The sequence below is a fragment of the Candidatus Binataceae bacterium genome, assembly GCA_035650475.1.
GTDB lineage: Bacteria > Desulfobacterota > Binatia > Binatales > Binataceae > JAKAVN01.
Genome location: DASRHP010000010.1, coordinates 250,330 through 276,455, shown reverse-complemented (window position 1 = coordinate 276,455; position 26,126 = coordinate 250,330). Strand labels below are relative to the sequence as shown.

Genomic DNA, 26,126 nt, shown 5'->3' with positions numbered 1-26,126 from the left:
CGTGGGAAAACATTTTGGCATATGAGTTGCTGTAAACTTTTCTCGGCCCAGATGGGGAACTAGGGCCGAAATGGCGCCGACCAAGACCATCCTGATCGTTGACGACGAAGCGGACCTTGCAGACAGCTGCGCGCGATTGCTTCGTTCGGTGGGCTACGGCTGCGTGGTCGCTAACGACGTGGCCGGCGCGATGGCGCTTTTTGACTCGGAGCATCCCGGTCTCGTGCTCTGCGATATCACGATGCCGGTGAGCGATGGCTTCGAGATGGCCCGCTACGTGCACAGAAAGTCCCCGGATACGCCGATTGTCCTGATGACCGCCTACCACTCCTCGCGCTCCCTGGAAGAGGCTCGTGCGGCAGGGGCATCGGCATACCTGCGCAAGCCATTCGCGAACCGCCAGCTGGTCGCGCTTATCGATTCCCTGCTCGGCCGGAACCACAACGGGCATTGAAGGCCGCTCTCATAATTCACCGCCGTCCCTGATTTTGCGTCGAGGATGACCCGGCCTTCTGTGCCGAATCGGGAGACCGATTCGCCGGCGGAGATTCATCCAAAGCGAGGTCGAAGCTGGCTGCCGACGTCAAACTTGTCCGCACGCTCCCGCTGCACAGCCGATGGCAAGCCGCTTGCTATTCAAAGCAAAACTCAATCTCCAACCGGAACCACGCAACCAAGGAGACCCGAATGGACGTGATTGAGCGCCAAGCTTCGCGCACCGCGATCGTGATGGCGGGCGGAGACGGGACGCGGCTGCGTTCGCTGACCCGGCAAATCGTCGGACGCGAAACACCCAAGCAGTTCTGCGTGCTCACCGGCACCACCACTTTGCTCGAGCAGGCGCTGGGTCGGGCAGCGCTCATGGCGGATCGGGGCTTGACCTTGACCGTGGTCAACCGTGCGCATCACGACTTCTATTTCCCCCTGCTGAGCCATCTGGAGCCGCGCAGCGTGGTCGAGCAGCCCGCCAATCGCGACACGGCGCCGGCAATCCTCTACGCCCTGCTGCGGCTGGCTGAAACCGCGCCCGGCGCGTCGGCGGTGATTCTCCCCTCGGATCATTTCATCGACGACGAGCACGCGTTTGCTCGGCACGTACAAGCGGCCTTCGCTGCGGTGGAGGATCGGCCCGAACTCACCGTGCTGCTCGGCATTAAAGCGTCAACCCCGGAAACCAGCTACGGATGGATCACACCCGGCACACGAATTCTCAGGGTGAACGGCAGCGGGCTGCACGCCGTCACGCGCTTCGTCGAGAAGCCCTCGCTCGCGCTAGCGCATCGGCTGATGGAGCAGGGAAGCCTGTGGAATACGTCGGTTATTGTCGGCCGGGTTTCGACCTTGCTCGGGATGTTCATGGTCGCCTCGCCGCGGCTGTATTTCGCCTTTGCCAAGGTCCGCCCCACCCTTAACACTGTCTTCGAGCACCGCGCGGTCGAAGACCTGTACCGCGACCTCGCGCCGATCAATTTCTCAAGCCATGTGCTCGAGCGCGCCGCGCTGAATCTGGCGGTGATGCCGGTGGAGGGCTTGCACTGGAGCGACCTCGGCGAAACCGCGCGCGTGATGGAGGCGATCGCGCGCACCGGAATGCGCCCCAAGTGGCGCGTCGCTTGAGGGAGTGCGCGGCCATCGTACATGCACCTCAAATCCCGGACCATCGCTCTTATCGCCCTCAGCATCGCAATTGCGACCGGAGCGTGGGTCCTCGAAGACCCGCTGCCGCTTGCGCGCCTGTGGCAGAATGCGCCGCGCAATAGCCTCCTAGTTTCCGGCAACATCGAGGCCCACGAGAGCATCCTGAGCTTCAAGGACGTGCAGTCGCGCATCGTCGCGCTGCCCTTCGACGAGGGACAGTGGGTCGAGCAAGGGCAGTTGATCGCGAAGCTCGACGACGCCGACTATCGGCAGAACGTGGCAGCGTCGCAGGCGGCGCTGGAACAAGCGGAGCAACAATTCCAGGTCGCGATCGCGAACGCTGACGCTGCAAAAAAGGCCGTCGTCCGCGACCAGGCCGACCTCAGGCAGAAATCACTTGACTACCGGCGCGCGCAAGAGTTGTTCGAGTCCGACGCGCTTTCGGCTCAGAATCGCGACCTGTCGCAGACAGCCTTCGAGCAGTCACAGGCCACCCTCGAGCACGACGAAGCGCTGGTAGTGGCCACCGAAAAGAGCGTCGAGGCGGCGCGCGCGGCGGTCAATAACGCCCGCCACACGCTCGCACTCAACCGAATCGTGCTGGGCTACACGACCCTATACGCGCCGTTCGCGGGCGTGATCCTGACCCGTGACGCCGAACTGGGCGAGGTGATGCTTCCGGGCACGCCGGTGGTCACGCTTGCCGACCTCGACCACGTATGGCTGCGCGCCTACGTCAACGAGACCGACATCGGGCGCGTGCGCTTCGGGCAACGAGCCGTCATCACGACCGACACCTATCCGGACAAACGCTACACCGGCCGAATCTCGGCGATCGCCTCGAAGGCCGAATTCACGCCCAAGAGCGTGGAGACCCACGAGGAGCGGGTGACGCTGGTCTATCGGATCAAAATCGACGTCTTCAACCCGACCCACGAGCTGGTGCCCGGGATGCCCGCCGACGCACGGATCTTGTTGGGCCCTCCTTCCGCCCGCTCCAACGGCGGTCCGGCTCGCGGAGCGAAGAATTCCCCATGAGCGACCGTGCTGCAATAAGCGCCGGTGAGCCGGCGGTCGAGGCGCGCGGACTATGCAAGCGGCTGGGCGCAACGGTCGCGGTTGACGACGTAAGTTTCACCGCCCGCGCGGGCGAGATCTTCGGGCTCGTCGGCCCCGACGGCGCGGGCAAGACCACGATCATGCGGATGCTGGCGGGGGTGATGCTGCCCGACCGCGGCAGCGCGCGTCTGGCCGGCTTCGACGTCGTGGCCGATCCCGAGCGGGTTAAAAACCATATCAGCTATATGCCTCAACGCTTCGGGCTGTACGAGGATCTCACCGTCGAGGAGAACATCCGCTTTTACGCCGACCTCTTCGGCGTCGACGCGCGCACGCGCGAGACGCATGCGGCGCGCCTGCTCGCGGCGTCGGGGATGAGCGAGTTTCGCATGCGGCTGGCAGGCAAGCTGTCGGGCGGAATGAAGCAAAAGCTCGGGCTGACCTGCGCGCTCATCCATCATCCGCGGGTCATCCTGCTCGACGAGCCAACCACCGGTGTCGATCCTATCTCGCGCAGCGACTTCTGGAGCATTCTCTACTCGCTGCTGGCCGAGGGCGTCGCGGTGCTGATTGGCACCGCCTATCTTGACGAGGCCGAGCGCTGCAACCGCCTCGCCCTGCTCCACCAGGGACGCCTGCTGTTCACCGGCTCGCCCGCCGAGCTCAAGCGAAAGCTGCCTGGAGCGGTGGTCTCGATCACCTCGTCCCAGGCGCGCAGGGTCCGGGCGGTGCTGGCCGGTGCGCCGGGCGTGTCGAGCGCGCTTTTGCTGGGCGACACCGTGCGCCTGGTGGTTGACGACGCGCCGCGCCGAATCGCTGAACTTAAGGAACGATTGCAGGGGGCTGGCGTGCCCTTCTCCGAAGCGGCCGCGGTCGAGCCGAGCGTCGAGGACGTTTTCGTGGCAACGCTCGGCGCAGGCGCGCCGCCGAGCCCGGGCGGTGTCGCGCGGCCCTCGTCCGCTTCGGCGCAGGGAGCGCCCGGATGATCGCCGCACCGTCAGTGGCGGTGGATCGGCTGGTCAAGCGCTTCGGCGATTTCACGGCAGTTGACCAGCTCACCTTCGACACGGCGCCGGGCGAAATTTTCGGCTTCCTGGGGCCCAACGGCTCGGGCAAATCGACCACGATCCGGATGCTGTGCGGGCTGCTACGCCCGAGCGCGGGGCGCGCACTGGTCGCCGGCATCGACGTCGCGCGCGATCCCGAAGCTGTCCGCCAGCATATCGGCTACATGTCGCAGAAGTTCTCGCTCTACCAGGACCTTACGGTGGCCGAAAACCTCCGCTTCTTCGGCGGGATGTACGGCGTGCCTCCGGCGGAGCTGGCGCGGCAAATCGCCTGGGCGGTCGCGATGGCGGGCCTGGACGGCAGGGAGCACGCGCTCGCCGGCGATCTCGCGGGGGGATGGAAGCAGCGCCTGGCGCTCGGATGCGCGGTGCTGCATCGGCCCCCCATCGTCTTTCTCGACGAGCCGACCTCGGGCGTGGACCCGATGTCGCGCCGGCGCTTCTGGGACATCATTCACCAGATGGCCGACGACGGCGTGACCGTGCTGGTCACGACCCACTACATGGAGGAGGCGGAGTATTGCAATCGGCTTGCGCTCATCGCGCGCGGCCGGATGGTCGCACTGGGCCGGCCGTCGGAACTCAAGCGCCATTTCAGCCCCGCAACGCTCGTGCGCGTGGAATGCGAGGAGCTGGGCGAAGCGGTGGAGGCGGCACGCGCGACGCCGGGCGTGGTCGAGGCCAGCGTCTTCGGCAGCGGCCTGCATCTGGTGGTCGCCGAGGACCTGGCGCTCGACGCGCTGCACCGCAACCTGGCCCAGCGCGGCGTGCGCGTGCGCGCGCTCTCGCGCATCGAGCCCACGCTCGAAGACGTCTTCGTCGCGCTGACGCGTGAGACGCCGCGGGGCGCGCCGGCGGGGGAGCGCTAGCGGCGATGCGCTGGAAGCGGACCTGGGCGATCGCCCGCAAGGAGATCATCCAGGTGCTGCGCGACTGGCGCAGCCTGGTGATCATCGCGGCGATGCCGATCGTGATGACGCTGCTGTACGGCTACGGCGTAAGCTTCGACATCAAGCACGTGCCGATGTGCGTTTACGATCGCGAGGGCAGCCAGCAGAGCCAGGACCTCCTCAAGCGGTTCCAGGCTTCCGAGTACTTCCGCATCGTTGGCAATTTCACCAGCTACGCGCCGGTCGTCCGCGAGATCGACTCTGGCCGCTGCCGGCTCGCCATCATCGTCCCTTCGCAGTTTTCACGGCTCATCGCCGAGGGCGGCACGGTCAAGGTGCAGGCGCTGGTCGACGCGAGCGACGACAACACCGCCAACGTCGCGATGGGCTACAGCGGAGCCGTGCTCAGCCGCTATTCGCAGCGGGTCCAGGCCGACTGGATGGCGCGCAACGGGATCACCCGGGTCGATCCGCCGCTCAGTCTCGACGCGCGCACCTGGTTCAACGAGGACCTTGAAAGCCGCGCCTTTATTCTGCCCGGGGTGATCGCGATCGTGATGGCGGTGATCGGCACCTTCCTGACCGCGCTGACGATCGCGCGCGAATGGGAGCGCGGTACGATGGAGCAGCTGGTCTCGACGCCGGTGACGCCGCTGGAACTGGTGGCGGGCAAGCTCCTGCCCTACTTCGTGATCGGGATGGTGGCGACGGCGATGTGCGCCGCGGTCAGCATCTTCTGGTTCCGCATCCCGTTCCGCGGCCATCTGAGCACGCTGTTCGGAACCTCGGCGTTGTTCCTGTTCGTGGTGCTTGCGCTGGGCTTCTGGATTTCGGTGCGCGCACGTTCGCAGCTGGTCGCCAGTCAGGCCGCGATGGTGGCCACCTTCATGCCGGCCTTCCTGCTGTCGGGCTTCATCTTTCCGATCGATCAAATGCCGGCGCCGATCCGGGTGATCAGCTATCTGGTGCCGGCGAGCTACTACGACACGATCTTAAAGGGCGTCTTCCTCAAGGGCATCACCAGCGCCGCGCTGCGCTTCGACATCCTGTTTCTGGCCGGCTTTGCGCTGCTGATCGGCACAGTTGCGGTTCTGAGTTTCCGCAAGCGCTTGGATTAGGCGGAGCGGCGAGATGTTCGGGCGTCTGCTCCAGATGTTGATCAAGGAGTTCATCCAACTCCTGCGCGATCCCAAGGCGCGCTTCGTGCTCTTCGCGCCCGCGGTCATTCAGATGCTGGTGTTCGGATACGCGGCGACCCTCGAGGTCCGTCACGTGCCTACCGCCGTGCTCGATCTCGACCACAGCCAGGAGAGCCGCGAGCTTGTCGCGCGCTTCGCCGCCAGCCCCTATTTCGCCGTCCGCTACGAGCTGCAAAACCGCGATCAGATACGGACGTTGATCGACGAAAGCCGCGTCTATCTGGCAATTCAGATCCATCCGGGATTCGCCGCGCTGCTGCGCAAGGGGCGCAGCGCACCGGTGCAGGTGGTTCTCGACGGCACCAACTCCAACACCGCCCTGATCGCATTGGGCTACGTCTCGGATATCGCCAATCGGTTTGCGCAGGAACAGCTCCGCCGGCGGCTTTACACCACGGCACCCGCGCTTGCCGCCACCATCAGCGAGGTCGTGCTGGCACCGCGGCCATGGTTCAACACCAACATGCTCAGCCGATGGTTCATCGTGCCTGGGCTTATCGGCAGCATCGTGCTGATAACCGTCATCCAGCTTACCGCCTTCGCCGTGGTGCGCGAACGCGAGCTGGGCACCTTCGAGCAGATCATGGTCACGCCGATTCGTCGCAGCGAGTTTATCCTCGGCAAGACGCTGCCGTTTTTCCTGGTCGGCCTCGTCGATACGGCGGTGGTGGCGACGGTGGGCACCTGGTGGTTCGGCGTGCCCTTTCGCGGCAGCGCGCCGGTGCTGATGCTCGGCGCATCGCTGTTCCTGCTGAGCATGCTCGGGGTGGGCCTGCTGATCTCGACCGCGGCGACGACCCAGCAGCAGGCGATGGTCAGCGGGTTTTTCGTAGTGATGCCCTTGATCACGTTTTCCGGGCTCGGCACGCCGGTAAGCTCGATGCCGGAGGCCTTGCAGTGGATGAGCGAGGTCAATCCGCTGCAGCACTTCCTGGTGGTGCTTCGCGGACTGTACCTCAAAGGGGTCGGACTCGAGGTTTTGTGGCCGCATATGCTGGCGATGGCGCTGGTCGGCGTCGCGCTGCTCGCCTTTACGGTGACGCGTCTGCGCAAGTCGCTGGACTAAGGCCGCATCACGCCACTACCCCGGGGCCCTCGATCGCGGCTCAGGCGCGATGCTGGTATCGCAACAGCCGCTCCTTACGCGTTGTCCCGAGAGGAGGAATTACTACTGGCAATTCCGGTGGGACGCTATAGCTCGCAGCCCCGGCTTCACACTCTCCGGCGCACAGGTTAAGGCGTGCTCGCAGGTGGCCCGCGCTAGCGGATGCTGTGCTTGTGGAGCAGCCGATGGAGCGTCTTGCGATCGACGCCCGCCTTGCGCGCCGCCTGCGATACGTTGCCGCCCTCGCGCTTGAGGAGCTCGGCCACGTAGGCCGCTTCGAGCTGGCTTATCCAGCGCTCCTTGGCTTCCTTCAACGTGAGCCGGGTCGTGACTTCGGCCGGCGGCGGCGCCTCGGCGCGCGGCGCGAGCGTGCGCACATGCTCGGGGAGGTCGGCCAGCGTGATCATCTCGCTGTCGGCAAGTGCGCAGGCGCGTTCGATCACGTTTTGCAGCTCGCGCACGTTGCCGGGCCAGACGTAGGTCTCCAGCGCCGCCATCGCCTCGGGCTCAAAGCCGCGCGGCGCGCCCTTGCTGCGGCCCGCATACTTGCGCAGAAAACTCGTCGCCAGAAGCTCGATGTCGCCCTGGCGCTCGCGCAGCGGCGGGAGCGCGATATCGATCACGTTGATGCGATAGAAGAGGTCTTCGCGGAATTTGCCCTCGGCGACCGCCGCCCGCAGGTCGCGATTGGTCGCCGACACCACTCGGATATCAACGTCGATCTGGCGGGTACCGCCGACGCGGCGGATCTGCCGCTCCTGGAGCGCGCGCAGGAACTTGACCTGCAAGCCGATCGGCAACTCGCCGATCTCGTCGAGGAAAAGCGTACCGTGATGGGCGGTTTCCACCAGTCCTGGCTTGGCCGCCGCCGCCCCGGTAAACGCTCCCTTCTCGTGGCCGAACAGCTCCGACTCCAGCAGGTTCTCCGGCAGCGAGGCGCAATCCACCGGGACGAACGGCTGCGCCGCACGCGGGCTGTTGGCGTGAATTGCGCGCGCTATCAGCTCCTTGCCTGTGCCCGACTCGCCCAGCACCAGGATGTTGGCATCCGAGCGCGCCGCCTTGCGTACCAGTTCGAGCACCTGTTGGAGGGCGGGCGAGCGCCCGACGATGTTCTCGAAGCCGTAGGTTCCGCGCAGCTGCTCGCGCAGATGGAGGTTCTCCAGCTCGAGCCGGCGGCGCCCCATCGCGCGCTCCACCGTGACCTTAAGCTGGTCCACCGTAAACGGCTTGGAAAGGTAGTCGAAGGCGCCGGCCTTGACCGCGGCGACCGCCGACTCCAGAGTCGCGAACGCGGTCAGCATCACCACCGGCATCTGGGCGTCGATCTCGCGTGCACGCCGTAGGATCTCCATTCCGTCCATGTCGGGCATCCGCAGATCGGTCAGCATCAGGTCCGGACGCTCGCTGGCGAGCAGGCGCAGGGCCTCCTGCGGGTCGGTCGTTCCCAGGCACTCGTAGCCGGCACCGAGGATGCGCCGGCAGGTCGCCACCATGTCGGGTTCGTCGTCGAGGATTAAAATGCGTTCCACAGGTCAGGAATCAGCCGGGACGCGCCCTGCCACTGATTATGCACGACCGGGCAAGGCCGGTCCACGAGGAGCCCGAACAGCCAAAATTTGCCCATTGCGAAGGCGCGCGTGCGAGTACATCGTACATAGGAGGCCATCCGATGCCGCCCCAATCGTCGCCAGGCGCATCTGTAGATGACGCCGCCGGCGCGCCATTCGAAGCCCGTCCGGCACCGCATCCCACCGGCGACGACGGGGAAGCGGCTCTCTCCCTGGAAGCGCTATTCGCGCGTCTGGACTCGTCGCCGGCCGGTCTGAGCGCGGACGAAGCGGCGCGGCGCGCGCTGCGCTTCGGCCCCAACGAACCCGCCCCAACCCGTCATCGCGGGCCGCTTCGAGAATTCCTTCGCTTCTGCACCAACCCCCTGGTCGTCATCCTGCTGGTGGCGAGCATCATTTCGGCCTTCCTCGGCCAGGTGATCGACGCGGGGATTATCGCCGCGATGGTGCTCCTGAGTATCGCGCTCAATTTCGTGCAGGCCTACCGCTCGCAGCGCGCGGTCGAGCGCCTGCGCGAGCAGGTTGCCCCGACCGCAACCGTGCTGCGCGACGGCGAGTGGATCGAAACGCCGCGGCGCAGCCTGGTGCCGGGCGACGTGGTGCGGCTGTCGGCGGGCGATTTGGTGCCCGCTGACGCGCGGCTGCTCGAAAGCCGCGACCTCCACGTCCAGGAGGCCGCGCTGACCGGCGAATCCGCGCCGGCGGAAAAGTCGGCCGCAGGCAGCGTGGGCGGCGCGACGGGCACGCTCAGGTCCGACATGGTTTACCTCGGCACCTCGGTGGTGAGCGGCAGCGCGACGGCGCTCATCGTGGCAACCGGCCCCGCAACCGCCTTTGGCGACATCGTGGAGCGGCTCGCGGTACGTCCGCCGGAAACCGAGTTCGACCGCGGTGCGCGCCAGTTCGGCATCCTGATCGTCGAAACGGTGCTGTTCCTCGTGCTGTTCATCTTGCTGGTGAACATCGCGATGCATCGCAACGCCATGGAGTCGCTGCTCTTCGCCGTAGCGCTGGCGGTCGGGCTGACGCCCGAGTTTCTGCCGATGATCACGACGGTCACCCTGGCCAGTGGTGCGGTGCGAATGGCGCGCGAGAAGGTGATCGTCAAGCACCTGGCCGCGATCCAGAATTTCGGCAGCATCGACGTGCTGTGCAGCGACAAGACCGGCACGCTGACGGCTTCGGCGATGACGCTCGACCGCGCGCTCGACCCCGCCGGGCGGCCTTCAGAGCGCCCGCTGCACCTGGCCCGGCTCAACAGCCTGTTCGAAACCGGCATCCGCAGCCCGCTCGACGCCGCCATCCTCGCCGGACATCGCGAAGAAGCACGCGGTTGGGAAAAGACCGACGAGATTCCCTTCGATTTTGAGCGCCGACGCCTGTCGATCGTCGTCGAAGGGCACGGAACGCGGATGCTGATCACCAAGGGCGCGCCGGAGAGCATCCTCGACGCCTGTACGCGCTACGAGGCGGACGGCGCGCAAGCCCCCTTCGGCGAGGACGGGCGCGTGCGCTGCCGCGAGCTTTACCGGGAACTCAACGCCGAGGGCTTTCGGGTGCTGGCGGTGGCATGGCGGCCGGTCGCGGCGCGCGCCGGCTTCACCGCCGCCGACGAAACCGATCTTGTGCTCGCCGGCTTTCTAACCTTCATCGATCCGCCGCTCGAAGGCGTGGAGAATTCGATCGCCGCGCTCCGCCGCGACGGGGTAACCGTCAAAATCCTGACTGGCGACAACGAACTGGTCACCCGGCATATCTGCTCGCAGGTCGGAATCGACGCCGGGCGAATCGTGCTCGGCGCCGAGATCGAACGGATGAGCGACGCGGCGCTCGCCCACGTGGCCGAGGAGGCCCACGTCTTCGCGCGCGTGTCGCCCGCGCAGAAAAACCGGATCATCCGCGCGCTCAAGCTGCGCAGCCACGTGGTCGGCTTCCTCGGCGATGGCATCAACGACGCCCCTTCGCTGCACGCGGCCGACGTCGGGATTTCAGTGGCGGGGGCGGTGGACGTGGCCAAGGACGCCGCCGACATCATCCTGCTCGAACACCATCTCCAGGTCCTGCACAGCGGCATCATCGAGGGACGCAAGGCCTTTGGCAACGTGCTGAAGTACCTGCTGATGGGCACCAGCTCGAACTTCGGCAACATGTTCAGCATGGCGGGGGCCTCGCTGTTCCTGCCGTTCCTGCCGATGCTGCCGACGCAGATCCTGCTCAACAACTTTCTCTACGATCTCGCCCAGGTGATGATCCCGACCGACAACGTCGATCCGGCCTACATCCGCCGGCCTCAGCGCTGGGACATCCGCATCATCCGCAATTTCATGGTGGTGATCGGGCCGATCAGCTCGATCTACGACTTCCTCACCTTCTTCGTGCTGCTCGCGCTGTTTCATTCCTCGGAAGAGCTGTTCCACACCGGATGGTTCGTCGAGTCGCTTACCACGCAGACGCTGGTGCTGTTCGTGATTCGTACCGCGGGCAATCCGTTGAGCAGCCGACCGAGCCGCGCCCTTGGCGCGACGATCGTGGCCGTGGTGTTGGCGGGGATCCTGATGCCGCTGACGCCGCTCGGCCGCGACATGGGGTTCGTGCCGCTGCCGGCGATGTTTTTCGTGTTCCTGATAGTCGCGACCGGCACTTACCTGGTGCTGGTCGAACTGGTCAAGCGCCGGCTCATCGGCCGCCTGCTCGGCGACCGCGACGCGGCCACCGCGCGCAGCTAGCCCGGGTGGATGGTCATTACCGGGCGAGTCGAGCGGCGCACGACCTCTTCGGTGACGCTGCCCAAGCGGGCACGCCGGGCGCCGGTGCGCCCATGGGTGGCCATCACGACCAGGTCGGCATCGAGCTCCTGCGCCGCCTTGAGCACGCCCTCGACCGGCTTGCCCGTGCGCACGATCACTTCGTTGGGCACCTTGCCTTCGAGCCATTTGCGGGTGACCGCCAGCAGGTTTTTCTCCGCCAGCGGTTCGAGCTCGGCGCGCAGCGCCGCCGGAATGACGTAGAGCAGATAGATGCGCGCGCCGTTCTGGCGCGCGATCGTATGGGCCAGTTTGAGCGCGGGAATCGAGATCCGATCAAAATCAATCGGACACAGGATCTTCCTGAACACGGTGCGCGGCGCCGAGCTCGGGGCGCTCGGCACGGTTTTGCGCGACTTGGATTTGGCGGTATTGCGGCGCAAGGCTGGCCTCCTCCCCCTCCACTTTTACCACGCCAGGCGTGCGCCGCCGACTCGCCAAAACGCCGCGGCGCGGTTCTGATCTGGCGCCGCGGCGTTTCGCGGCGCTACGCCCGGGTGAAACTGACGATCGCGTCCACCGCGGCTTGGGTCTGCTCGGCGAGCACCACGTGGCCGGCGCGCGCGATCTTTTCGATCTTCACCTCGGGGCTTCCCTCCAGCAAGCGCTTGAAGGCCTCGGCGTAGCGCGGCGGGATCAGCTTGTCGGCCTCGCCCCACAGCAGAAGGGTCGGCGCCTTGACCCGGTAGAGCCGCTCGCCAAGCCCGCGATCGCCCAACGGCCACAGAAAGCGTGCGGCGGCGGCTAGCCCGCGCATGCGCTGCACCATCACCTCCGCCGCCGCGGAGGGATCGGTCGGAAGCGTGGCAAACGCGCGCGCGGCAGCACTGTCGGGATCGTAAAAAGCCGCGGCAATGAGTTCCTCGGGCTTCATCGCAAAAAAGTCCAGCGTTGGACATTCGTCGAGCCACAGGCCCGCCGGCGCGACCAGCACCAACTTGCGCACACGCGTCGGCTCGAGCGCCGCCATCTCCGCCGCCAGCATCCCGCCCAGGCTGTGTCCGACCAGGATCGGACGCTCGATGCCGAGCGCGTCGAGCACATCCCAGGTGTAGAGCGTGAACTTGAGCACGTCTTCGTGCAACTCGTCGATCCCGCTGGAGCCGAACCCCGGATGGAGCGGGGCGGTGACGGTGAAGTGGCTGGAGAGCAGCTCGAGGTCGGGCGTGAATCCGGGCAGGCCACCTGCACCGTGCAGATAGACCAGCGGCGTCCCCTTGCCGTGTTGATAGTATTTGACTTCGAACAGGCCGCGCCTGAGATTGAGCGTTTTGAGTTCGTGCATGGCTCCCTCGCTGTTCAGTTGGCAACCGCGACGCCCGGAATCGCGCGCTTCGGAAGCGGGCGTGGACTCCAGCGGTCCTGCCACTGGTCAGCCCAGATTGTCCTTATCGACGGCATCACCTCGCGCGCGAACAGCTCGGTGTTCTTGCGCACCAGCTCCTTGGGCATGCTGCCGATCATCTGGAGCACCATCAGCTGCCCAATGCGCATGTTTTTGATGACCTCGCTCAGGCGCTCGCGCACGGTGGCCGGCGAGCCGCTGATGACGTAGCCACGCTCGACGAACTCCTTCCAGCTCAAGCCGAAGCGGAAGAGGTCGGCCGCCTCGCCCACCTGGGCCTGCAATCCGGCGCGGATGGTGGCCTCGGTGCGATAGCCCGGCGCGTCGGCGAAGCCGGAATAGACGTGCAGGCAGCGGTTGAAGAAATAATCGACGTGTTTGGAGTAGTCCTTCTCGGCCTGGGCGTCAGTCTCGGAAACCGCGACGAGCTGCAGGAAGCCGGCGCGGTAGGGATTGGGCTCGGCGCCCTTTTGCGCCACCTTCTCCCAGAAACCGTCCATTACTTTCTGTCCGTGCTTGTAGCCGAAGTACGACAGGTAGCAGTAGGCGTAGTCGTTATCGAGCACCCAGTCCCAGGTTTCGATCGAACCGCCGCCCGGGACCCAAACCGGCGGATGTGGCTTCTGGAGCGGACGCGGCCACAAATTGACGTAGCGAATCTTGTTGTAGCGACCGTTGAAAGCGAAGGGCTCGGGCGTGGTCCACGACTTGATGATCAGGTCGTGCGCCTCGCGGTAGCGCTCGCGCAGCGTCGCCGGCGTCACCCCGTAGGCGAAGTTAGTGTCCATCGACGAACCCACCGGGAAGCCCGCCACCAGCCGGCCGCCCGAGATGCAGTCGAGCATCGCAAACTCCTCGGCCACGCGGATCGCCGGGTTGTATAGCGCCAGGCTGTTGCCGAGCACGACCAGGTTGGCGCGCGAGATCCGCCGCGCCAGACACGCCGCCATCAGATTGGGTGACGGCATCAGGCCGTAGGCATTGGCGTGATGCTCGTTGACACAGATCCCGTCGACGCCCATCTGCTCGGCGAATTCAAGCTCGTCAAGATACTCGTTGTAGAGAAAGTGGCCGCGCTCGGAGTCCCACAGCTCGCTTGGAATATCGACCCATACGCTGCGGTAACGCTGCCTGAAGTCCTCAGGCAGCCATCGATAGGGCATCAGATGGAACCAGTTGATTTTCATGAAATCCTCCCTGCCCTGCGCCTTGGCGTCCGACGCGGGTACGCCCGGCGCCCGGGCAAACGTTAGCGGGCACCGGTTGCGGGGAAAGCAAATATCGAGCCGCCGGTCAGGGACGAACCGTCAGCACCGGACAGGAGGCATTGCGAACCACGGCTTCGGTCACGCTGCCGAGCAGAAAATGAGCAAGACCCGAGCGCCCGTGGGTCGCAATCACTATCAGGTCGGCGTCAAGCTCGCGCGCCGCAGCCAGAATGTGTCGCGCGATGTCGGAGCTGAGCGCAACCCGCGTGTGGAGCTCAAACTTCGCGCCGGGAAGCTCGCGCTCGGCTAAATCACGCAGCCGCTGCTGCGCCGAGGCTTCGCCGCCCGGCTCGAGGTCGCTGACGACCTCGCTCACGGTGGGGATGATCGGCACGACGTGCAGGAGGTGCAGCGTCGCTCCGGCGGCATCCGCCAGCGCGCGGGCATGCCTGAGCGCCGCGAGCGAGGTTTCGTCGAACTCAACCGGACAGAGAATGACGCGATACGGATGCGCCGGAGGACCGCCTGCCGTCTGCTGTGTCGAAACCATCGTTCATCCTGCGAGCAAGGATTGAACCACAATGGCGGGGATCGGTCTGCTCCCAATCTACCCAGATGCGTTGCACAATTGTGTGCCCGAACGGGTCAACTTGCCCCATGTGAACGGGGTACCTTGGCGTCGCTGGTCAAGGGGAAGGCCGGCCGCCCGCCGCAGGCGCAGTCAGCGGCCAGCCTTCGCAAGCGATTCTTCCTGAGCGGTCGGCTCCGACGCGCTCACTGCGCGCCGCAATAAGCCTCGATTCGATAGCCCTCGGGATCGACGACGAACGCCGCGTAGTAGTTGTCGCCATAGTCCTTGCGCACGCCGGGCTTGCCATTATCACGCCCGCCCGTCTTGAGCGCGGCGGCATGAAAGGCATCCACATCTACGTGCCGCGCGGCTTGCAGGCAGATGTGCAGCCCCGAGCCCTCGTCGGCGGGGACCGGACGCTTGACGCTCAGGATCCACAGTTGCGGCGAGTCGGCGCCGTAGCCCAGCGCCTCTTTGCTCTCGCTCAGGCACTTGTAGCCGAGCGGCGCGAGGGCGGCGTCGTAAAAGCGCCGGGCCGCCGCAATGTCCTTCACGCCAATCGAAACGTGATCGATCATGACCGTTACCTCCCGCGAGGATGTTGCCTAACTGGCATACCGGTTATAGAAGAAGGGCCGATTGTTGTCAATCCTACATGGTGGTTAGAATGGGGGCGATGGGGACCTCTAGCGGTAGGCGCGCGGCCGGCGCGCTTCTCGTCGCTCCGCAGCACTCGCTCTGCCTTGACTTTGCCAACACCCTCGCCTGGCGCGGCAGTTCGCGCGAGGAGAGCCTGCACGAGCTCGCCGACGTGGTGCGATGGTGTGCCGGGAGTGGCACGGTGATAGCGGGTGGTTTTGAATCCGCGGCGGCCGCGGTGCGTGACGACTTGGCACGCGCGGCTCGCCTCTTCGACGAGACGATCGCTATCCGGGAAACGATCTATCGCGTCTTCCACGCGGTCGCCGCCGGCGCGCAGCCGGCGGCGGACGACCTGGCGGCGGTCAACCGCGAGCTTGCGCGCGCGCCGGCGCGCGTCGCGCTCGGGCGCGCCGGTGCGGGCTTCGGATGGCGTCTCGAACTGGCGCGGCCTGCGGCACCCGTGCTGCTGGCGCCGGTGCTGTGGTCGGCGGGAGACCTGTTGGCGAGTTCGCAGCTAAAGCGGGTCCGCGAGTGCGCCAACGGCAAGTGTCTGTGGCTGTTTATCGACGACAGCAAGAACGGCAGTCGGCGCTGGTGCTCGATGCAGGCCTGTGGCAACCGCGCCAAGGCCCATCGCCATTACCTCCGGCACAAAGGCGGCTGAGCGCGGCTGTCGCGAACCGCACCTTCCGCAAGCGGCCTTGCGAGGCGTGACCCCGGTCCTTCGGTCGGGCGGCGGATTATTTTTGCTCCAGACTGCGGATCCAGTCCGCCGTCTTCATCACTTTGCTGAACATCGTGGACTGCGTTACCAGCACCGCGTTGTGCAGGTCGCGGTCGGCCACTTTGCCGGCCTCGGTCCCGAGCGAGAGCGTGCCGGTCGCGTCGGCGAGGAATTCGACCCTGAACCCGCGATGGAAGCCGTCGCGCGCGGTGCTGTCGCAGCACATCTGGGTCATGTAGCCGGCGATCGCCAGAGTGTCGATCCCGTTCTGGCGCAGCCAGCTCTCGAGCTCGGTGCCGGCGAAGCTGCTCGGCATAGTCTTGTCGATCAGTCGGTCATGCGGACGCGCGGCGACCTCCTTGTGCAGCTCCCATTCGGGCGTTCCCTGCTTGAACACGCCGCGGTCGCCCCTCGCCGTATGGCGGACCACCACCACCGGCACGTTATGCGCGCGCGCCGCGTCCATCGCGGCCACGATCCTCTCCAGCGACCCGGCCGGATAGCTGACTGGCAGCTTGCCGCTGAAATACTCATTCTGCACGTCTATAACCAAAAGCGCGCGTTTCATGATATTCACTCCATGGCGCATCCCGCACGGGCCGGGAAGCGACACTTGTAGTCCAAAGACAACGAGCGCTCAAGGCATGAAGACCGCCTTCCGCTTGCTGATCCTCCTCGCGATCGCCGCGCTTGCGGGCTGCGTCATCTTTCCGATCCCGCTGCCGCCCGTCGCGATGAAGGAGCTACCTCCGGTATCGCCAACGCCCACACCCGCCGCGCCGCAAGCAAGCGGCACGCCGACGGCGGCGCCGACTCCGAAATCCACAACATGAGACGCCGACAACCGCTCGAAATTCCCGCTCACCTTTCCCCGCAGGAGCGCGCCGGGGGTTAAGCCCTTCGCTACAGTTGGCCTCGGAGGTGATGTGTCATGGCGATGCGCTTTTCCATCCTCACCCTCGGCGACAACTACGAGCATCTGCGCTCGCACGAGCAGTTCTACCGCGAGGTGCTTGAAGAAGCCGCGTATGCGGAGGAGCTTGGCTACGCGGGCTTCTGGGTCGGCGAGCATCACTTCCAGGCAAGCCAGCGCGTATTCCCGTCGCCGCAGATGATGCTGGCCGCGATCGCGCAGCGCACGCGCCGGCTGCGCCTGGGCACCGGCGTCAGTGTTCTGCCGGTCAACGATCCGATCCGGCTCGCCGAGGATATCGCGGAGCTCGACCTGATAAGCGGCGGGCGCGTCTGCTTCGGCGCCGGGCGCGGCTACCAGCCGCACGAGTTCGCCGGCTTTCACGTGCCGATGGAGTCGTCCAGGGAGCGCTTCTGGGAATGCCTGGAGGTGATCCGGCTCGCCTGGACCCGCGAGCAGTTCTCCTATCGCGGCAAACATTTCCAGTACGACGATATTGCGCTGCTTCCGCGGCCGCTCCAGAAGCCGACGCCGCCGATTTACGTCGCCGCCGCCTCGCCCGGCTCGGCCGATGAGATCGCACGGCGCGGTTGGGCGTTCACTTGTGCGCCGTTCGCCTCCAGCCCGTCGCCCGACGAAGTCGCTGCGCAGCTAAGAGGCTATCGCGAGACCTTCGCCGCGGCGGGCCACGGCCAGCCCCCCGACGATCTGCCGCACGTGTTCTGGACCCACGTCGCGGATAGTACGGAGCAGGCGCTCACGGAAGCCGAGGCAGGGATGAAGCGCAAGCTTGGCAGCGCGTCCAAGGTCTGGGTGAAACCGGGCGTCGCCGGCTACGAGACGTTCGCGAAGATCGGCCAGTTTCTCGCCAGCGCGAGAATCGAGCAGCTCGACGCGCTCTCGATCTTCGGCGATCCGCCGCGCTGCCTGGAGAAGATCCGGCGCTACGAGGCGGCCGGCCTGACCCATATGCTGCTGATGTTCGACTGGGGTGCGATGGCGCAGCGGACGATCTTTCACTCGATGGAGCTGTTCGCGCGGCACGTGATGCCGCACTTCAGGCCCGCCGCGCCCGCCGAGCGCGCACCAGCACCGGATTGAAGCGCTTCGCGCAGACGCCTCGCTTTGCTCCGAATGGAAGGCTCGCGATCACTTCGCGGCGCGGCGGGCGAAGCCGCGGCGGCGCCGGCGCGCCTTCTCCTCTTCCTTCTCGCGCTTCTCGACAAAGTCGATCAGCGCCTGCTGGCAGTTGTTCTTCGGATCGTCGGGCACCAGCCGCACGTAGCTCCCGTCGCCGCGCATCTCCCACGCCGCGTGATTCGGCCGCAGTTGCGCGTCGAGAACCGCACGCAGCTCCTTGCGCAGGGCCGCGTCCTCGACCGGCACCACGACCTCGACCCGACTCTCGAGATTGCGCTTCATGCAGTCGGCCGAGCCGATGAAGTATTCTTCGGCGCCGCCGTTACGGAAGTAGTAGATCCGCCCGTGCTCGAGGAAACGGCCCACGACGCTCACGACGCGAATGTTCTCGGAGAGCCCCGCGATTGCGGGACGCAGGCGGCAGGTGTCGCGCACGATGAGGTCGATCTTCACACCGGCGCGTGAGGCGCGGTAGAGCGCGCGGGTGATGTCGACGTCCTCCAGCGCGTTGACCTTCATCTGGATCAGGCCCGGTGAAGCCGCGCTGTGAAGCTTTACCTCGCGCTCGATCCGTTCGAGCAGCGCGCGCTTGAGAATCGCGGGCGCGGGCAGGATCTTCCTGAAGCTGCGCCCGCCGCGGTAGCCGGTGGTCAGAAAGTTGAAAAGCTGGGTGAGGTCGGCACAGATCGCGTCGTCGGCGGTGAGCAGGCCGAAGTCGGCGTACAGCCGCGCGGTGCCGGCGTGGTAGTTGCCGGTGCCGATGTGCGCGTAGCGGCGCAGGCCGTTGTAGTCCTGGCGCACGACCAGGATCACCTTGCAGTGGGTCTTGAGCCCTACCACCCCGTAGGTGACGTGGATGCCGTACTGCTCGAGCTGCTCGGCGAACTGGATGTTGGCCGCCTCGTCGAAGCGCGCCTTGAGTTCGACCACGACCACGACCTGCTTGCCGTTGAGCGCCGCGTTGCACAGGTGGCCGATGACCTCGGAGCCGCTCGAGGTGCGGTAGAGCGTCATCTTGATCGCGCGGACCTTGGGATCCTCGCTGGCCTCGCGCAGAAAGCGCCCCACCGAGGTGGGGAACGATTCGTAGGGATGCATCAGCAGGATCGAGCCGGCGTCGCGGATGACGTGGAAGATGTTGCGCGACGGGCTCAGCCGCGCGTGGTCCACCGGATGGTGCGGCGGATCGTGGAGCGCCGGCACGTCGAGCGCCGCCAGCTCCATCAGGTCGCGCATCGCCAGCATCCCGTCCACCTCGAACACGTCGTCGCGCTCGCTCAGCCCCAGTTCGGCGGCGAGCATCCCGCGATGCACCGCGCTCATCCCGGCGATCACCTCCATCCGCACGATCGGGGCGAAGCGGCGGTCGCGCAGTTCGGACTCGATGAGCGCGAGCAGATCGTCGGCCTCGTCCTCGTCGCGCTCGGTATTGGCGTTGCGAGTGACGCGGAAAAACTCGCAGCCGTCGATCTGCGCGCCGGGAAACAGCAGGTCGAGCGTATGGGCAACGACGTCCTCGAGCCGAACATAGCGACGCGTCTCGCCTACGCGCACGAAACGCGGGATGCCCAGTCCCACCGGAACCTTGACCCGCGCCAGGCCCGGCTCGCCGTCGTCGGGCGAACGCAGGGTCACGAGTAGATTGAGCGAGAGGTTGGAGATGGTGGGAAACGGATGCGCCGGATCGATTGTCTGCGGCGTCATCAGCGGAAAGATGTTGCGCAGATAGTATTCGCGGATCGCCGCCTGCTCGGCAGCGCTGAGCTGCTCGAAGGAGAGGACCTCAATGCCGTGCTCGGCGAGCCGTGCGCGCAGTGCCGGCCACAGTGCGCGCTGCTGCGCCTCGAACTCGCGCACCTCGGCAAGACACTCGGCAATCTGCTGCTGCGGCGTGCGGCCGTCAACCGTAAGCTCCCGCATCCCGGCAACCACTTGCTGCTTGAGGCCACCGATGCGCTTCATGAAGAACTCGTCGAGATTCGAAGCGGTGATCGCGAGGAACTTGACCCGTTCGAGCGGCGGATTGTGCTCCTCGAGCGCCTCGGCGAAGACCCGGCGATTGAAACCGAGCCACGTAAGTTCGCGGTTGAGGAACAGCTCCGGAGCGTCAACTTCGGCATCGCGTCGTGCGGTCGCCGGCAGTGTGGTCGCATTGCCATTCACTCCCACGACCTCCGCCGCCGCGCCGTCGGCCGCTCTGATGCCGCCGGCAGGCGCGCCGCCCACAGAAACCCCAGTTGAGGAAGCCTGCACGACGCTCAGTTCGGGCATGGTCGGATCGAGCTGTTGCTGCGCCTCGCCCTGATTCGCCATAAGTCAGGTTCATTCTAGCGGAACGGCCAGCCGGCGGTTAACCAACACGGCAGACGGCGGTTCCTCGCCATGGTGCTTTTTTGCACCTAAAAGACGCCTATTCGGCACTTGATGCGATTTTCACCAAGCCCCTTATGATCTCGGTCGGAATCGGGGTTTGTCTGCTTAGCCGGGAAATTTGTAGTGTGGCGTACCCGCTGCGCGGAGCGAGGTGCGAAACGATGCCCGGTTCGTGTCAGATTTGGCGCTCCCTGGGGCTGGCAGCTTCTCTCCTTTTCCTGGCAAGCGGTGCAATCGCTGGCGATCCGCCTCCGCCGCCAGCCGGCGGGCAGCCCATTGCGGCAAGCAACGCACCGCCCATGGGTGCGCACGCCGACGCCGCGCCGGCCGCATCGTCACACGCCGAAGCCGTCCCGCTCGGCACCGTTGTCAGTTACCAGAACTGGCAGCGTTACGCGCGCTTCATGCCGGTCGGGATGCGCACGTTATTCGCAGGGGACCATTTCTGGCGGATGCCGGCCGACGTCCGGATCGAGGTCGGCCCCGTGGTCGCGATTCCGTTGCCGGACCGTTACCTCGCTGATACCGCCAGGGACGCGGGCGCAGTCAAGCTGGCGCAGTTGCCAACCGGCGGTTATGCACCGACGGGATACGTCGCCGGGATTCCGTTTCCCGATGCGCAAAGGGACCCGACGCTTGCGCCGTACGAAATCTTCTACGACGCCTACTACCACTATGCGCCCCGCCTGCAGCGGATGACTTCGTGCAACTATACGGGAGACTCCTGGGGTAATTTCACCCAGACCCAGATTGCCGACTCTGTTTACTCACAACTGACATATTTGAGCGATGCCGGTTTTCCGCAGACCGTGCCGGATTCCAATGGCTATTATCTCGTCAAGTACTATGAACAGCTCTATCCTGAGCAGGGCAAGTATACGACCAGCCTTGACATTTCCTACGCGGACGCAACCCGCCTGGACGATACCTACCTGCCGTCGGCGCGCCGCCCGCTGCGGCTTTCGGAAGCTTCACGCTGCTCGCCCTTTCCGGGCAATGATTTCACCTGGGACGAGTCGAACTACGGCCCGCCGTCGCTGCCGCAAACCTTCAAGATCACGTACGCCGGCTTGCGGCCGATGCTCTTCCTGGTCCATCTCAACCCGCAGGTGTTCAAGCGTTGCGGAGGAGCGACCGGCCCGCCCGCGGAATTTTTCTACCCGGGCGGCAAAGGCGTCGTACCCTGGCCGCGGCCCACGCTGGGCAAATGGGAAATGCGCGACGTGTATGTGGTCGAGATGAGCAGGTTGCCAGCGTTTGCCAGTGGCTATTGCTACAGCAAACGCGTTCTATACATCGACAAACAGACGTTCTTCCCGCTGGCTATCGATCTCTACGATCCCGCAGGCCAACTCTACAAGTCCTGGATCGAGTTCCAGTCCCCGATGCGCGTGCCCGGGACCGGCACGGCTTTGGGCGTCAACGGCGCCAACGAGCTGCTGATCGCCAACTTCAAGGACAAGCATCTGACCGTAAGCACCGCCGAGCATCCGTGCTTCAACAGCGATTGCAGCGCGCAGTACCTCGACGCCAGCCGCTACGCAAGCCCCGACGGCCTGAGCAAGATAGCGCAATGACGGCGCGCCGGCGTTACTTGCGCGCCGCAGCCTTGCGCCGGCGATACTTTTCGACCATGTAGGAGCCCGCCGCCGTCGCGCCACCGTCGATCACCATCACCGCGCCCGAAATATAGGACGATTCCGGGGAAGCGAGGAACGTCGCCAGGCGCGCGACCTCATCGACGCTGCCGAAGCGATTTATCGGCGAATGATTGGCGCGCTCCTCGTAGGCCTCCCGGGACCACGCGGCGCGGACCATCTCGGTGTCGATCGGCCCCGGCGCAATCGCGTTGGCCGTGATCCCGTAATCCGCAAGCTCGAGCGCCATCGCGCGCGTCAGCCCGATTATTCCGGCCTTGGCGGCGCCGTACGGCGCAAGGTCGAGGGGCCCCATGAGGCCCGCCACCGAAGCCATCGACACGATCCGCCCGTACTTTCGCGGCGCCATCGCGCGGGCTGCCGCTTGTGAACAGTAAAACGTGCCGAATAGATGGACGCGCAGATGGTTCTCCCAATTCTCGGGCGAGATTTCGAGGAACGGCTGTCCCTTGGCGACGCCGGCGTTGTTGATCATAATATCGACCCGGCCCAGCTCGCTCGCCGCTTCAGCCACCCATCCCTGCGCCTGCGCGCAGTCGCCGATATCCGCAAGCTTGAAGAACGCACGCCGTCCCATCGCGCGGATTTCATCAGCAGTTGCCTGTGCCGTTTGTTCGTCAATCTCCGCAAGCCCGATATCGGCGCCTTCGCGTGCCAAAGCGAGCGCGATTGCCTTGCCGATCCCGCGTCCCGCGCCGGTCACCAGCGCGACCTGATCCTTGAATCGCATCGCTGCGCACCTCCGCTGGAATGACGCCCGCACCCCGGGGCGTGCGTCCATCGTTGTCCGGCGCGCCGCCGCGCGTCAAACACCCGTTGCTCGCGTCGCTATCGGCCAGCCGCTACCGCCAGCTCGCCGAGCCGGGCGCGGTCGTGGGGCGCCTGGAAATCGATCGCCGGACCCATCGGCACAATCCGGGTCGGATTGAGGAAGGCGTGACTGGCGTAGTAGTGGCGTTTGATGTGCGCGAGGCTGACCGTCTCAGCAATACCGGGGATCTGGTAAAGGTCGCGCGTATAGCCCCACAGGTTTGGATAATCGACGATGCGCCGGAGGTTGCACTTGAAGTGGCTGTAGTAAACCGCGTCGAAGCGCACCAGCGTGGTGAACAATCGCCAGTCGGCCTCGGTGCTCCGCACGCCAAAGAGGTAGCGCGAACGCGCAAGCCGCCGCTCCAGCCGGTCGAGCGTTTCGAACAGCGACGCGAAGACCGCCTCGTATGCTTCCTGGCTGCGCGCGAAGCCGCACTTGTACACGCCGTTATTTACCGTGTCATACACGGTCTGGTTGAGCGCGTCGATTTCCGCACGCAGCGGTACCGGATAGAGATCGACCGTCGCGTCGCCGAAGGCGTCGAACGCCGAATTCAGCATCCGGATGATCTCGGACGACTCATTGTTGACGATCGTCGCTCCTGCGCGATCCCACAGCACCGGCACCGTAACCCGACCGGTGTAGTCCGGGCGCGCCCGCGTGTAGGTCTCGTGCAAATAGCGCGCACCGTTGATCGCGTCGCGCGTCGCGCCCGGCATCAGCGAGCCGTCGGGCGCGCCGAACGCCCATCCGTGCTCGCCCATCAGCGGATCGACCACCGAAACCGAAATCACGCTGTCGAGCCGCTTGAGCTTGCGCACGATGAGCGTGCGGTGCGCCCATGGACAGGCCAGCGAGACGTACAGATGATAGCGGCCGGGCTCGGCCTTGAAGCCGCCCACGCCGCTCGGCCCCGGGCGGCCGTCGGCGGTGACCCAATTGCGGAAGGTGGTTTGCGGGCGAACGAAATGCGGGCCGCCGGTCCCCCGGATATCGTCGCTTCGCCATCGGCCGTCGACCAGCATTCCCATCGTGGCTTCTCCTGGGCGCGCCGCGCGCCGCTTGAGCGCGCCCTCAGCGCGGCGCAAATTGGACGAGTGGGTGTGAGCGAACAAATCCAGGGATTCGCCAGCGCCCATTTTCGATCATATGCCGGCTGGCGATGATCTCAAAAACCTCCAGGCGCTGCTCTATCGACTGATCACGGCGCCCGGCGGCGTCGCTGAGGGTCTGGCGGCCGAACGCGAGTCGAGGCCGGGCGCGCTTGGCGAGCTGGACGACGTGATCGTCGGCGATGAGCGTCTCGGCGCCGTCGGACGGCTGGAAATTTACGCCAACGCCTACTTCTACCGCATCCTCGACTGCCTCAAGGAGGACTTCCCGGCCACGCTCGCCGTGGTCGGCGCCGACAACTTTCACAACCTCATCACAGGCTACCTGGTCGAGCATCCGCCGACCGAACCGTCGATCTTTTACGCGGGGCGCTACCTCGCCGACTTTCTCGCCACCCATCCGATGCGCGCGCGATGGCCGTACGCCGCGCAGCTTGCCCGCCTGGAGCGGACGCTGGTCGAGATTTTTCACGCCGCCGACGCGCCAGCGCTGAGCGCCGAAGCGATACGCGCGATTGCGCCCACGCAATGGCCTGCGCTCGCGCTTCGGCGCCATCCGGCAAGCGCGATCCTCGATTGTCAATGGCGCGTTGACGAGTTGCGGCGCGATATCGACGAAGGCCGCAGGCTGAATGAGCCGGCACACGCACCGGCGAGCGTGTTGGTGTGGCGGCGGAACGGCCTGGTGCACTACCGTGCGCTCGAAGCCGGCGAGCGCGCGGCACTCACACTTGCCGCGGAGGGTGCGAGCTTTGCGGCCATGTGCGAGGCGGTAGCCGCCGCGGCGGAGGGAGATGACGCGGTTGGGCTCATCAATCGCCTGCTCGGGCGATGGCTTGCCGACGGCCTGTTCTCAGCCGCCTGAAGACCGCGCCGTCGCGCTCACGATTTGGTCCGCATCGTGACGAACTCTTCGGCGGCGGTCGGATGGATTCCAATCGTCGCGTCGAACTGCGCCTTGGTCGCACCGCACCTGAGCGCGATCGCCAGCCCCTGGATGATCTCGCCCGCCTCGGCGCCCATCATGTGCGCCCCCACCACGCGGCCGCCGGCGCGCTCGACCACCAGCTTCATGAAGCACTGCTCGTCCCTGCCGCTGAGCGTATGTTTGAGCGGCCGGAACCCGGTGCGGTAGGCGTCAACTTCGCCGTAGCGCTGGCGCGCCTGGGCCTCGGTCAGGCCCACGGTGCCGATCGCGGGCTGGCTGAACACCGCCGAGGGAACGTTCTCGTAATCCGGGCGCATCGGGTTGTTGTTGAACAACGTCTCGGCGACGGCGCGACCTTCAGCGATCGCTACCGGCGTCAGCTGCTTGCGATTGGTGCAATCGCCGATCGCGTAGATGCTGGGCACCGACGAACGCGAGTAGGAATCGACGCGCACCGCACCCTCGCCGTCAAGCGCAACCTGCGCCTGCTCGAGACCGATGCCACGCGTGTTGGGCGCACGCCCGGTTGCGAACATGATTAGGTCGGCCTCGACTCGCGCGCCGTCGTCGAGCGCAACATCAAAGCCGCGACTCGCCTTCTGGATCGCCGCCACCTGGCGGTTGAAGCGCAGTTCGACGCCCCGCTTGCTCATCTCAACCGCCAGCGCGCGGCGCACGTCGTCATCGAAGCCGCGCAAGAACAACTCCCCGCGATGGATGATGGTCACCTGAGCGCCAAGTCCGTGGAAGATGCCCGCGAACTCAAGCGCGATATAGCCGCCGCCGACAAGAATTATCCGCGGCGGCAAGGCGGGCAGGAAAAATGCTTCGTTCGAGGTGATCGCGTGCTCGACGCCGGGCATCGCCGGCTTGGTCGGCCATCCGCCGGTCGCGACCACAATGTAGCGCGTCGAGAAGTGCCGGCCACCGACCGCCACGGTGTGCGGATCAACGACGGTCGCGCGTGCCCGCATGATCCGCACGCCGGCCTCGGTCAGCAGCCGCTCGTAAACGCCGTTGAGCCGCGCGATCTCACGGTTCTTGTTGGCGATGAGCGTGGCCCAGTCGAAGCGGCGCTCGCCCACGGTCCAGCCGAAGCCGGCGGCGTCGTCGAACGCCTCGCCGAACTCGGAGGCGTAAACCAGGAGCTTTTTCGGGATGCATCCGACGTTGACGCAGGTGCCGCCCAGATAGCGCTCCTCCGCGATCGCCACCTTTGCGCCGTGCGCCGCCGCCATCCGGCTCGCACGCACACCGCCCGAGCCGCCACCTATCGTGAACAGATCAAAATCGTACATCGAAACGGGACTCCCTCTGGCGCGCGAGGCCGTGGCCGGCGCGGGCAGTCGGCATCGCGCGCGCGAT

General features: G+C 65.8%; 24 protein-coding genes. 13 read left to right on the top strand and 11 right to left on the bottom strand.

Annotation, left to right across the window (positions count from 1 at the left end; genetic code table 11):
• Positions 1 to 70 precede the first annotated feature (70 nt).
• The 7 genes from VFB33_11430 (at position 71) to VFB33_11400 (ending at position 6,919) form a co-directional block, all read left to right on the top strand.
• Positions 71 to 454, top strand: coding sequence for a response regulator (locus VFB33_11430; protein ID HZO82294.1), 384 nt, complete (start codon positions 71 to 73; stop codon positions 452 to 454).
• A 233-nt stretch (positions 455 to 687) separates the two neighbouring features.
• Positions 688 to 1,617, top strand: coding sequence for a sugar phosphate nucleotidyltransferase (locus VFB33_11425; GenBank protein ID HZO82293.1), 930 nt, complete (start codon positions 688 to 690; stop codon positions 1,615 to 1,617).
• 21 nt (positions 1,618 to 1,638) lie between these two features.
• The gene (locus VFB33_11420) at positions 1,639 to 2,676 is read left to right on the top strand and encodes an HlyD family efflux transporter periplasmic adaptor subunit (GenBank protein HZO82292.1); all 1,038 of its coding nucleotides are present in this window, start codon (positions 1,639 to 1,641) and stop codon (positions 2,674 to 2,676) included.
• Complete coding sequence (locus tag VFB33_11415; GenBank protein HZO82291.1) at positions 2,673 to 3,683, top strand: ABC transporter ATP-binding protein; 1,011 nt, start codon at positions 2,673 to 2,675, stop codon at positions 3,681 to 3,683. Before VFB33_11420 ends, VFB33_11415 begins: the two co-directional genes overlap by 4 nt.
• Positions 3,680 to 4,633 carry an ABC transporter ATP-binding protein gene (locus tag VFB33_11410; protein ID HZO82290.1) on the top strand — a complete coding sequence of 318 codons (954 nt, stop codon included), beginning with the start codon at positions 3,680 to 3,682 and terminating at the stop codon, positions 4,631 to 4,633. The genes VFB33_11415 and VFB33_11410 overlap by 4 nt, the downstream gene beginning before the upstream one ends.
• A 5-nt stretch (positions 4,634 to 4,638) precedes the next feature.
• Positions 4,639 to 5,772, top strand: a complete 1,134-nt coding sequence (locus VFB33_11405) for an ABC transporter permease (GenBank protein HZO82289.1) — start codon at positions 4,639 to 4,641, stop codon at positions 5,770 to 5,772.
• A 13-nt stretch (positions 5,773 to 5,785) separates the two neighbouring features.
• Entirely contained in the window at positions 5,786 to 6,919 is a 1,134-nt protein-coding gene (locus tag VFB33_11400) for an ABC transporter permease (protein ID HZO82288.1), read from the top strand.
• Between the two features lie 194 nt (positions 6,920 to 7,113).
• Here VFB33_11400 and VFB33_11395 read toward each other — a convergent pair whose 3' ends face one another.
• Positions 7,114 to 8,490, bottom strand: a complete 1,377-nt coding sequence (locus VFB33_11395; GenBank protein ID HZO82287.1) for a sigma-54 dependent transcriptional regulator — start codon at positions 8,488 to 8,490, stop codon at positions 7,114 to 7,116.
• Between the two features lie 140 nt (positions 8,491 to 8,630).
• Between VFB33_11395 and mgtA the strand changes: the two genes are divergently transcribed.
• Positions 8,631 to 11,255, top strand: coding sequence for a magnesium-translocating P-type ATPase (gene mgtA / locus VFB33_11390; protein HZO82286.1), 2,625 nt, complete (start codon positions 8,631 to 8,633; stop codon positions 11,253 to 11,255).
• Here the strand turns inward: mgtA and VFB33_11385 are convergent.
• The 5 genes from VFB33_11385 to VFB33_11365 all read right to left on the bottom strand — a co-directional run bounded on the left by VFB33_11385 (position 11,252) and on the right by VFB33_11365 (position 15,035).
• Positions 11,252 to 11,716, bottom strand: a complete 465-nt coding sequence (locus tag VFB33_11385; protein ID HZO82285.1) for a universal stress protein — start codon at positions 11,714 to 11,716, stop codon at positions 11,252 to 11,254. The two genes, mgtA and VFB33_11385, sit on opposite strands and share 4 nt — an antisense overlap.
• Positions 11,717 to 11,820: 104 nt before the next feature.
• Entirely contained in the window at positions 11,821 to 12,618 is a 798-nt protein-coding gene (locus VFB33_11380) for an alpha/beta fold hydrolase (GenBank protein ID HZO82284.1), read from the bottom strand.
• 14 nt (positions 12,619 to 12,632) lie between these two features.
• On the bottom strand, positions 12,633 to 13,865 hold the full coding sequence (locus VFB33_11375) for an LLM class flavin-dependent oxidoreductase (protein HZO82283.1): 1,233 nt from the start codon (positions 13,863 to 13,865) through the stop codon (positions 12,633 to 12,635).
• A gap of 106 nt (positions 13,866 to 13,971) precedes the next feature.
• Positions 13,972 to 14,436, bottom strand: coding sequence for a universal stress protein (locus tag VFB33_11370; protein HZO82282.1), 465 nt, complete (start codon positions 14,434 to 14,436; stop codon positions 13,972 to 13,974).
• Between the two features lie 224 nt (positions 14,437 to 14,660).
• Complete coding sequence (locus VFB33_11365) at positions 14,661 to 15,035, bottom strand: VOC family protein (protein ID HZO82281.1); 375 nt, start codon at positions 15,033 to 15,035, stop codon at positions 14,661 to 14,663.
• 98 nt (positions 15,036 to 15,133) lie between these two features.
• On the opposite strand from VFB33_11365, the gene VFB33_11360 reads away from it, so the two are divergent.
• Positions 15,134 to 15,763: an ABATE domain-containing protein gene (locus VFB33_11360; GenBank protein HZO82280.1), complete on the top strand. Its 630-nt coding sequence runs from the start codon at positions 15,134 to 15,136 to the stop codon at positions 15,761 to 15,763.
• A 76-nt stretch (positions 15,764 to 15,839) separates the two neighbouring features.
• Here the strand turns inward: VFB33_11360 and VFB33_11355 are convergent, their stop codons facing one another.
• Entirely contained in the window at positions 15,840 to 16,391 is a 552-nt protein-coding gene (locus tag VFB33_11355) for a cysteine hydrolase family protein (protein HZO82279.1), read from the bottom strand.
• A 76-nt stretch (positions 16,392 to 16,467) separates the two neighbouring features.
• On the opposite strand from VFB33_11355, the gene VFB33_11350 reads away from it, so the two are divergent.
• Both VFB33_11350 and VFB33_11345 read left to right on the top strand, forming a co-directional pair.
• On the top strand, positions 16,468 to 16,656 hold the full coding sequence (locus VFB33_11350) for a hypothetical protein (GenBank protein HZO82278.1): 189 nt from the start codon (positions 16,468 to 16,470) through the stop codon (positions 16,654 to 16,656).
• A gap of 104 nt (positions 16,657 to 16,760) precedes the next feature.
• On the top strand, positions 16,761 to 17,837 hold the full coding sequence (locus VFB33_11345; protein ID HZO82277.1) for an LLM class flavin-dependent oxidoreductase: 1,077 nt from the start codon (positions 16,761 to 16,763) through the stop codon (positions 17,835 to 17,837).
• A gap of 48 nt (positions 17,838 to 17,885) precedes the next feature.
• On the opposite strand, the gene ppk1 is transcribed toward VFB33_11345, so the two are convergent.
• Entirely contained in the window at positions 17,886 to 20,189 is a 2,304-nt protein-coding gene (ppk1, locus tag VFB33_11340) for a polyphosphate kinase 1 (protein ID HZO82276.1), read from the bottom strand.
• Positions 20,190 to 20,548: 359 nt separating this feature from the next.
• Between ppk1 and VFB33_11335 the strand changes: the two genes are divergently transcribed.
• Complete coding sequence (locus VFB33_11335) at positions 20,549 to 21,826, top strand: DUF1329 domain-containing protein (protein ID HZO82275.1); 1,278 nt, start codon at positions 20,549 to 20,551, stop codon at positions 21,824 to 21,826.
• A 13-nt stretch (positions 21,827 to 21,839) separates the two neighbouring features.
• Here the strand turns inward: VFB33_11335 and VFB33_11330 are convergent, their stop codons facing one another.
• On the bottom strand, positions 21,840 to 22,637 hold the full coding sequence (locus VFB33_11330; GenBank protein ID HZO82274.1) for an SDR family NAD(P)-dependent oxidoreductase: 798 nt from the start codon (positions 22,635 to 22,637) through the stop codon (positions 21,840 to 21,842).
• A gap of 98 nt (positions 22,638 to 22,735) precedes the next feature.
• Positions 22,736 to 23,752, bottom strand: a complete 1,017-nt coding sequence (locus tag VFB33_11325) for a glutathione S-transferase family protein (GenBank protein HZO82273.1) — start codon at positions 23,750 to 23,752, stop codon at positions 22,736 to 22,738.
• Between the two features lie 118 nt (positions 23,753 to 23,870).
• On the opposite strand from VFB33_11325, the gene VFB33_11320 reads away from it, so the two are divergent.
• Positions 23,871 to 24,698 carry a DNA-binding domain-containing protein gene (locus VFB33_11320; GenBank protein ID HZO82272.1) on the top strand — a complete coding sequence of 276 codons (828 nt, stop codon included), beginning with the start codon at positions 23,871 to 23,873 and terminating at the stop codon, positions 24,696 to 24,698.
• A gap of 17 nt (positions 24,699 to 24,715) precedes the next feature.
• On the opposite strand, the gene gor is transcribed toward VFB33_11320, so the two are convergent.
• Positions 24,716 to 26,059, bottom strand: coding sequence for a glutathione-disulfide reductase (gor, locus tag VFB33_11315; protein ID HZO82271.1), 1,344 nt, complete (start codon positions 26,057 to 26,059; stop codon positions 24,716 to 24,718).
• Positions 26,060 to 26,126: the final 67 nt, after the last annotated feature.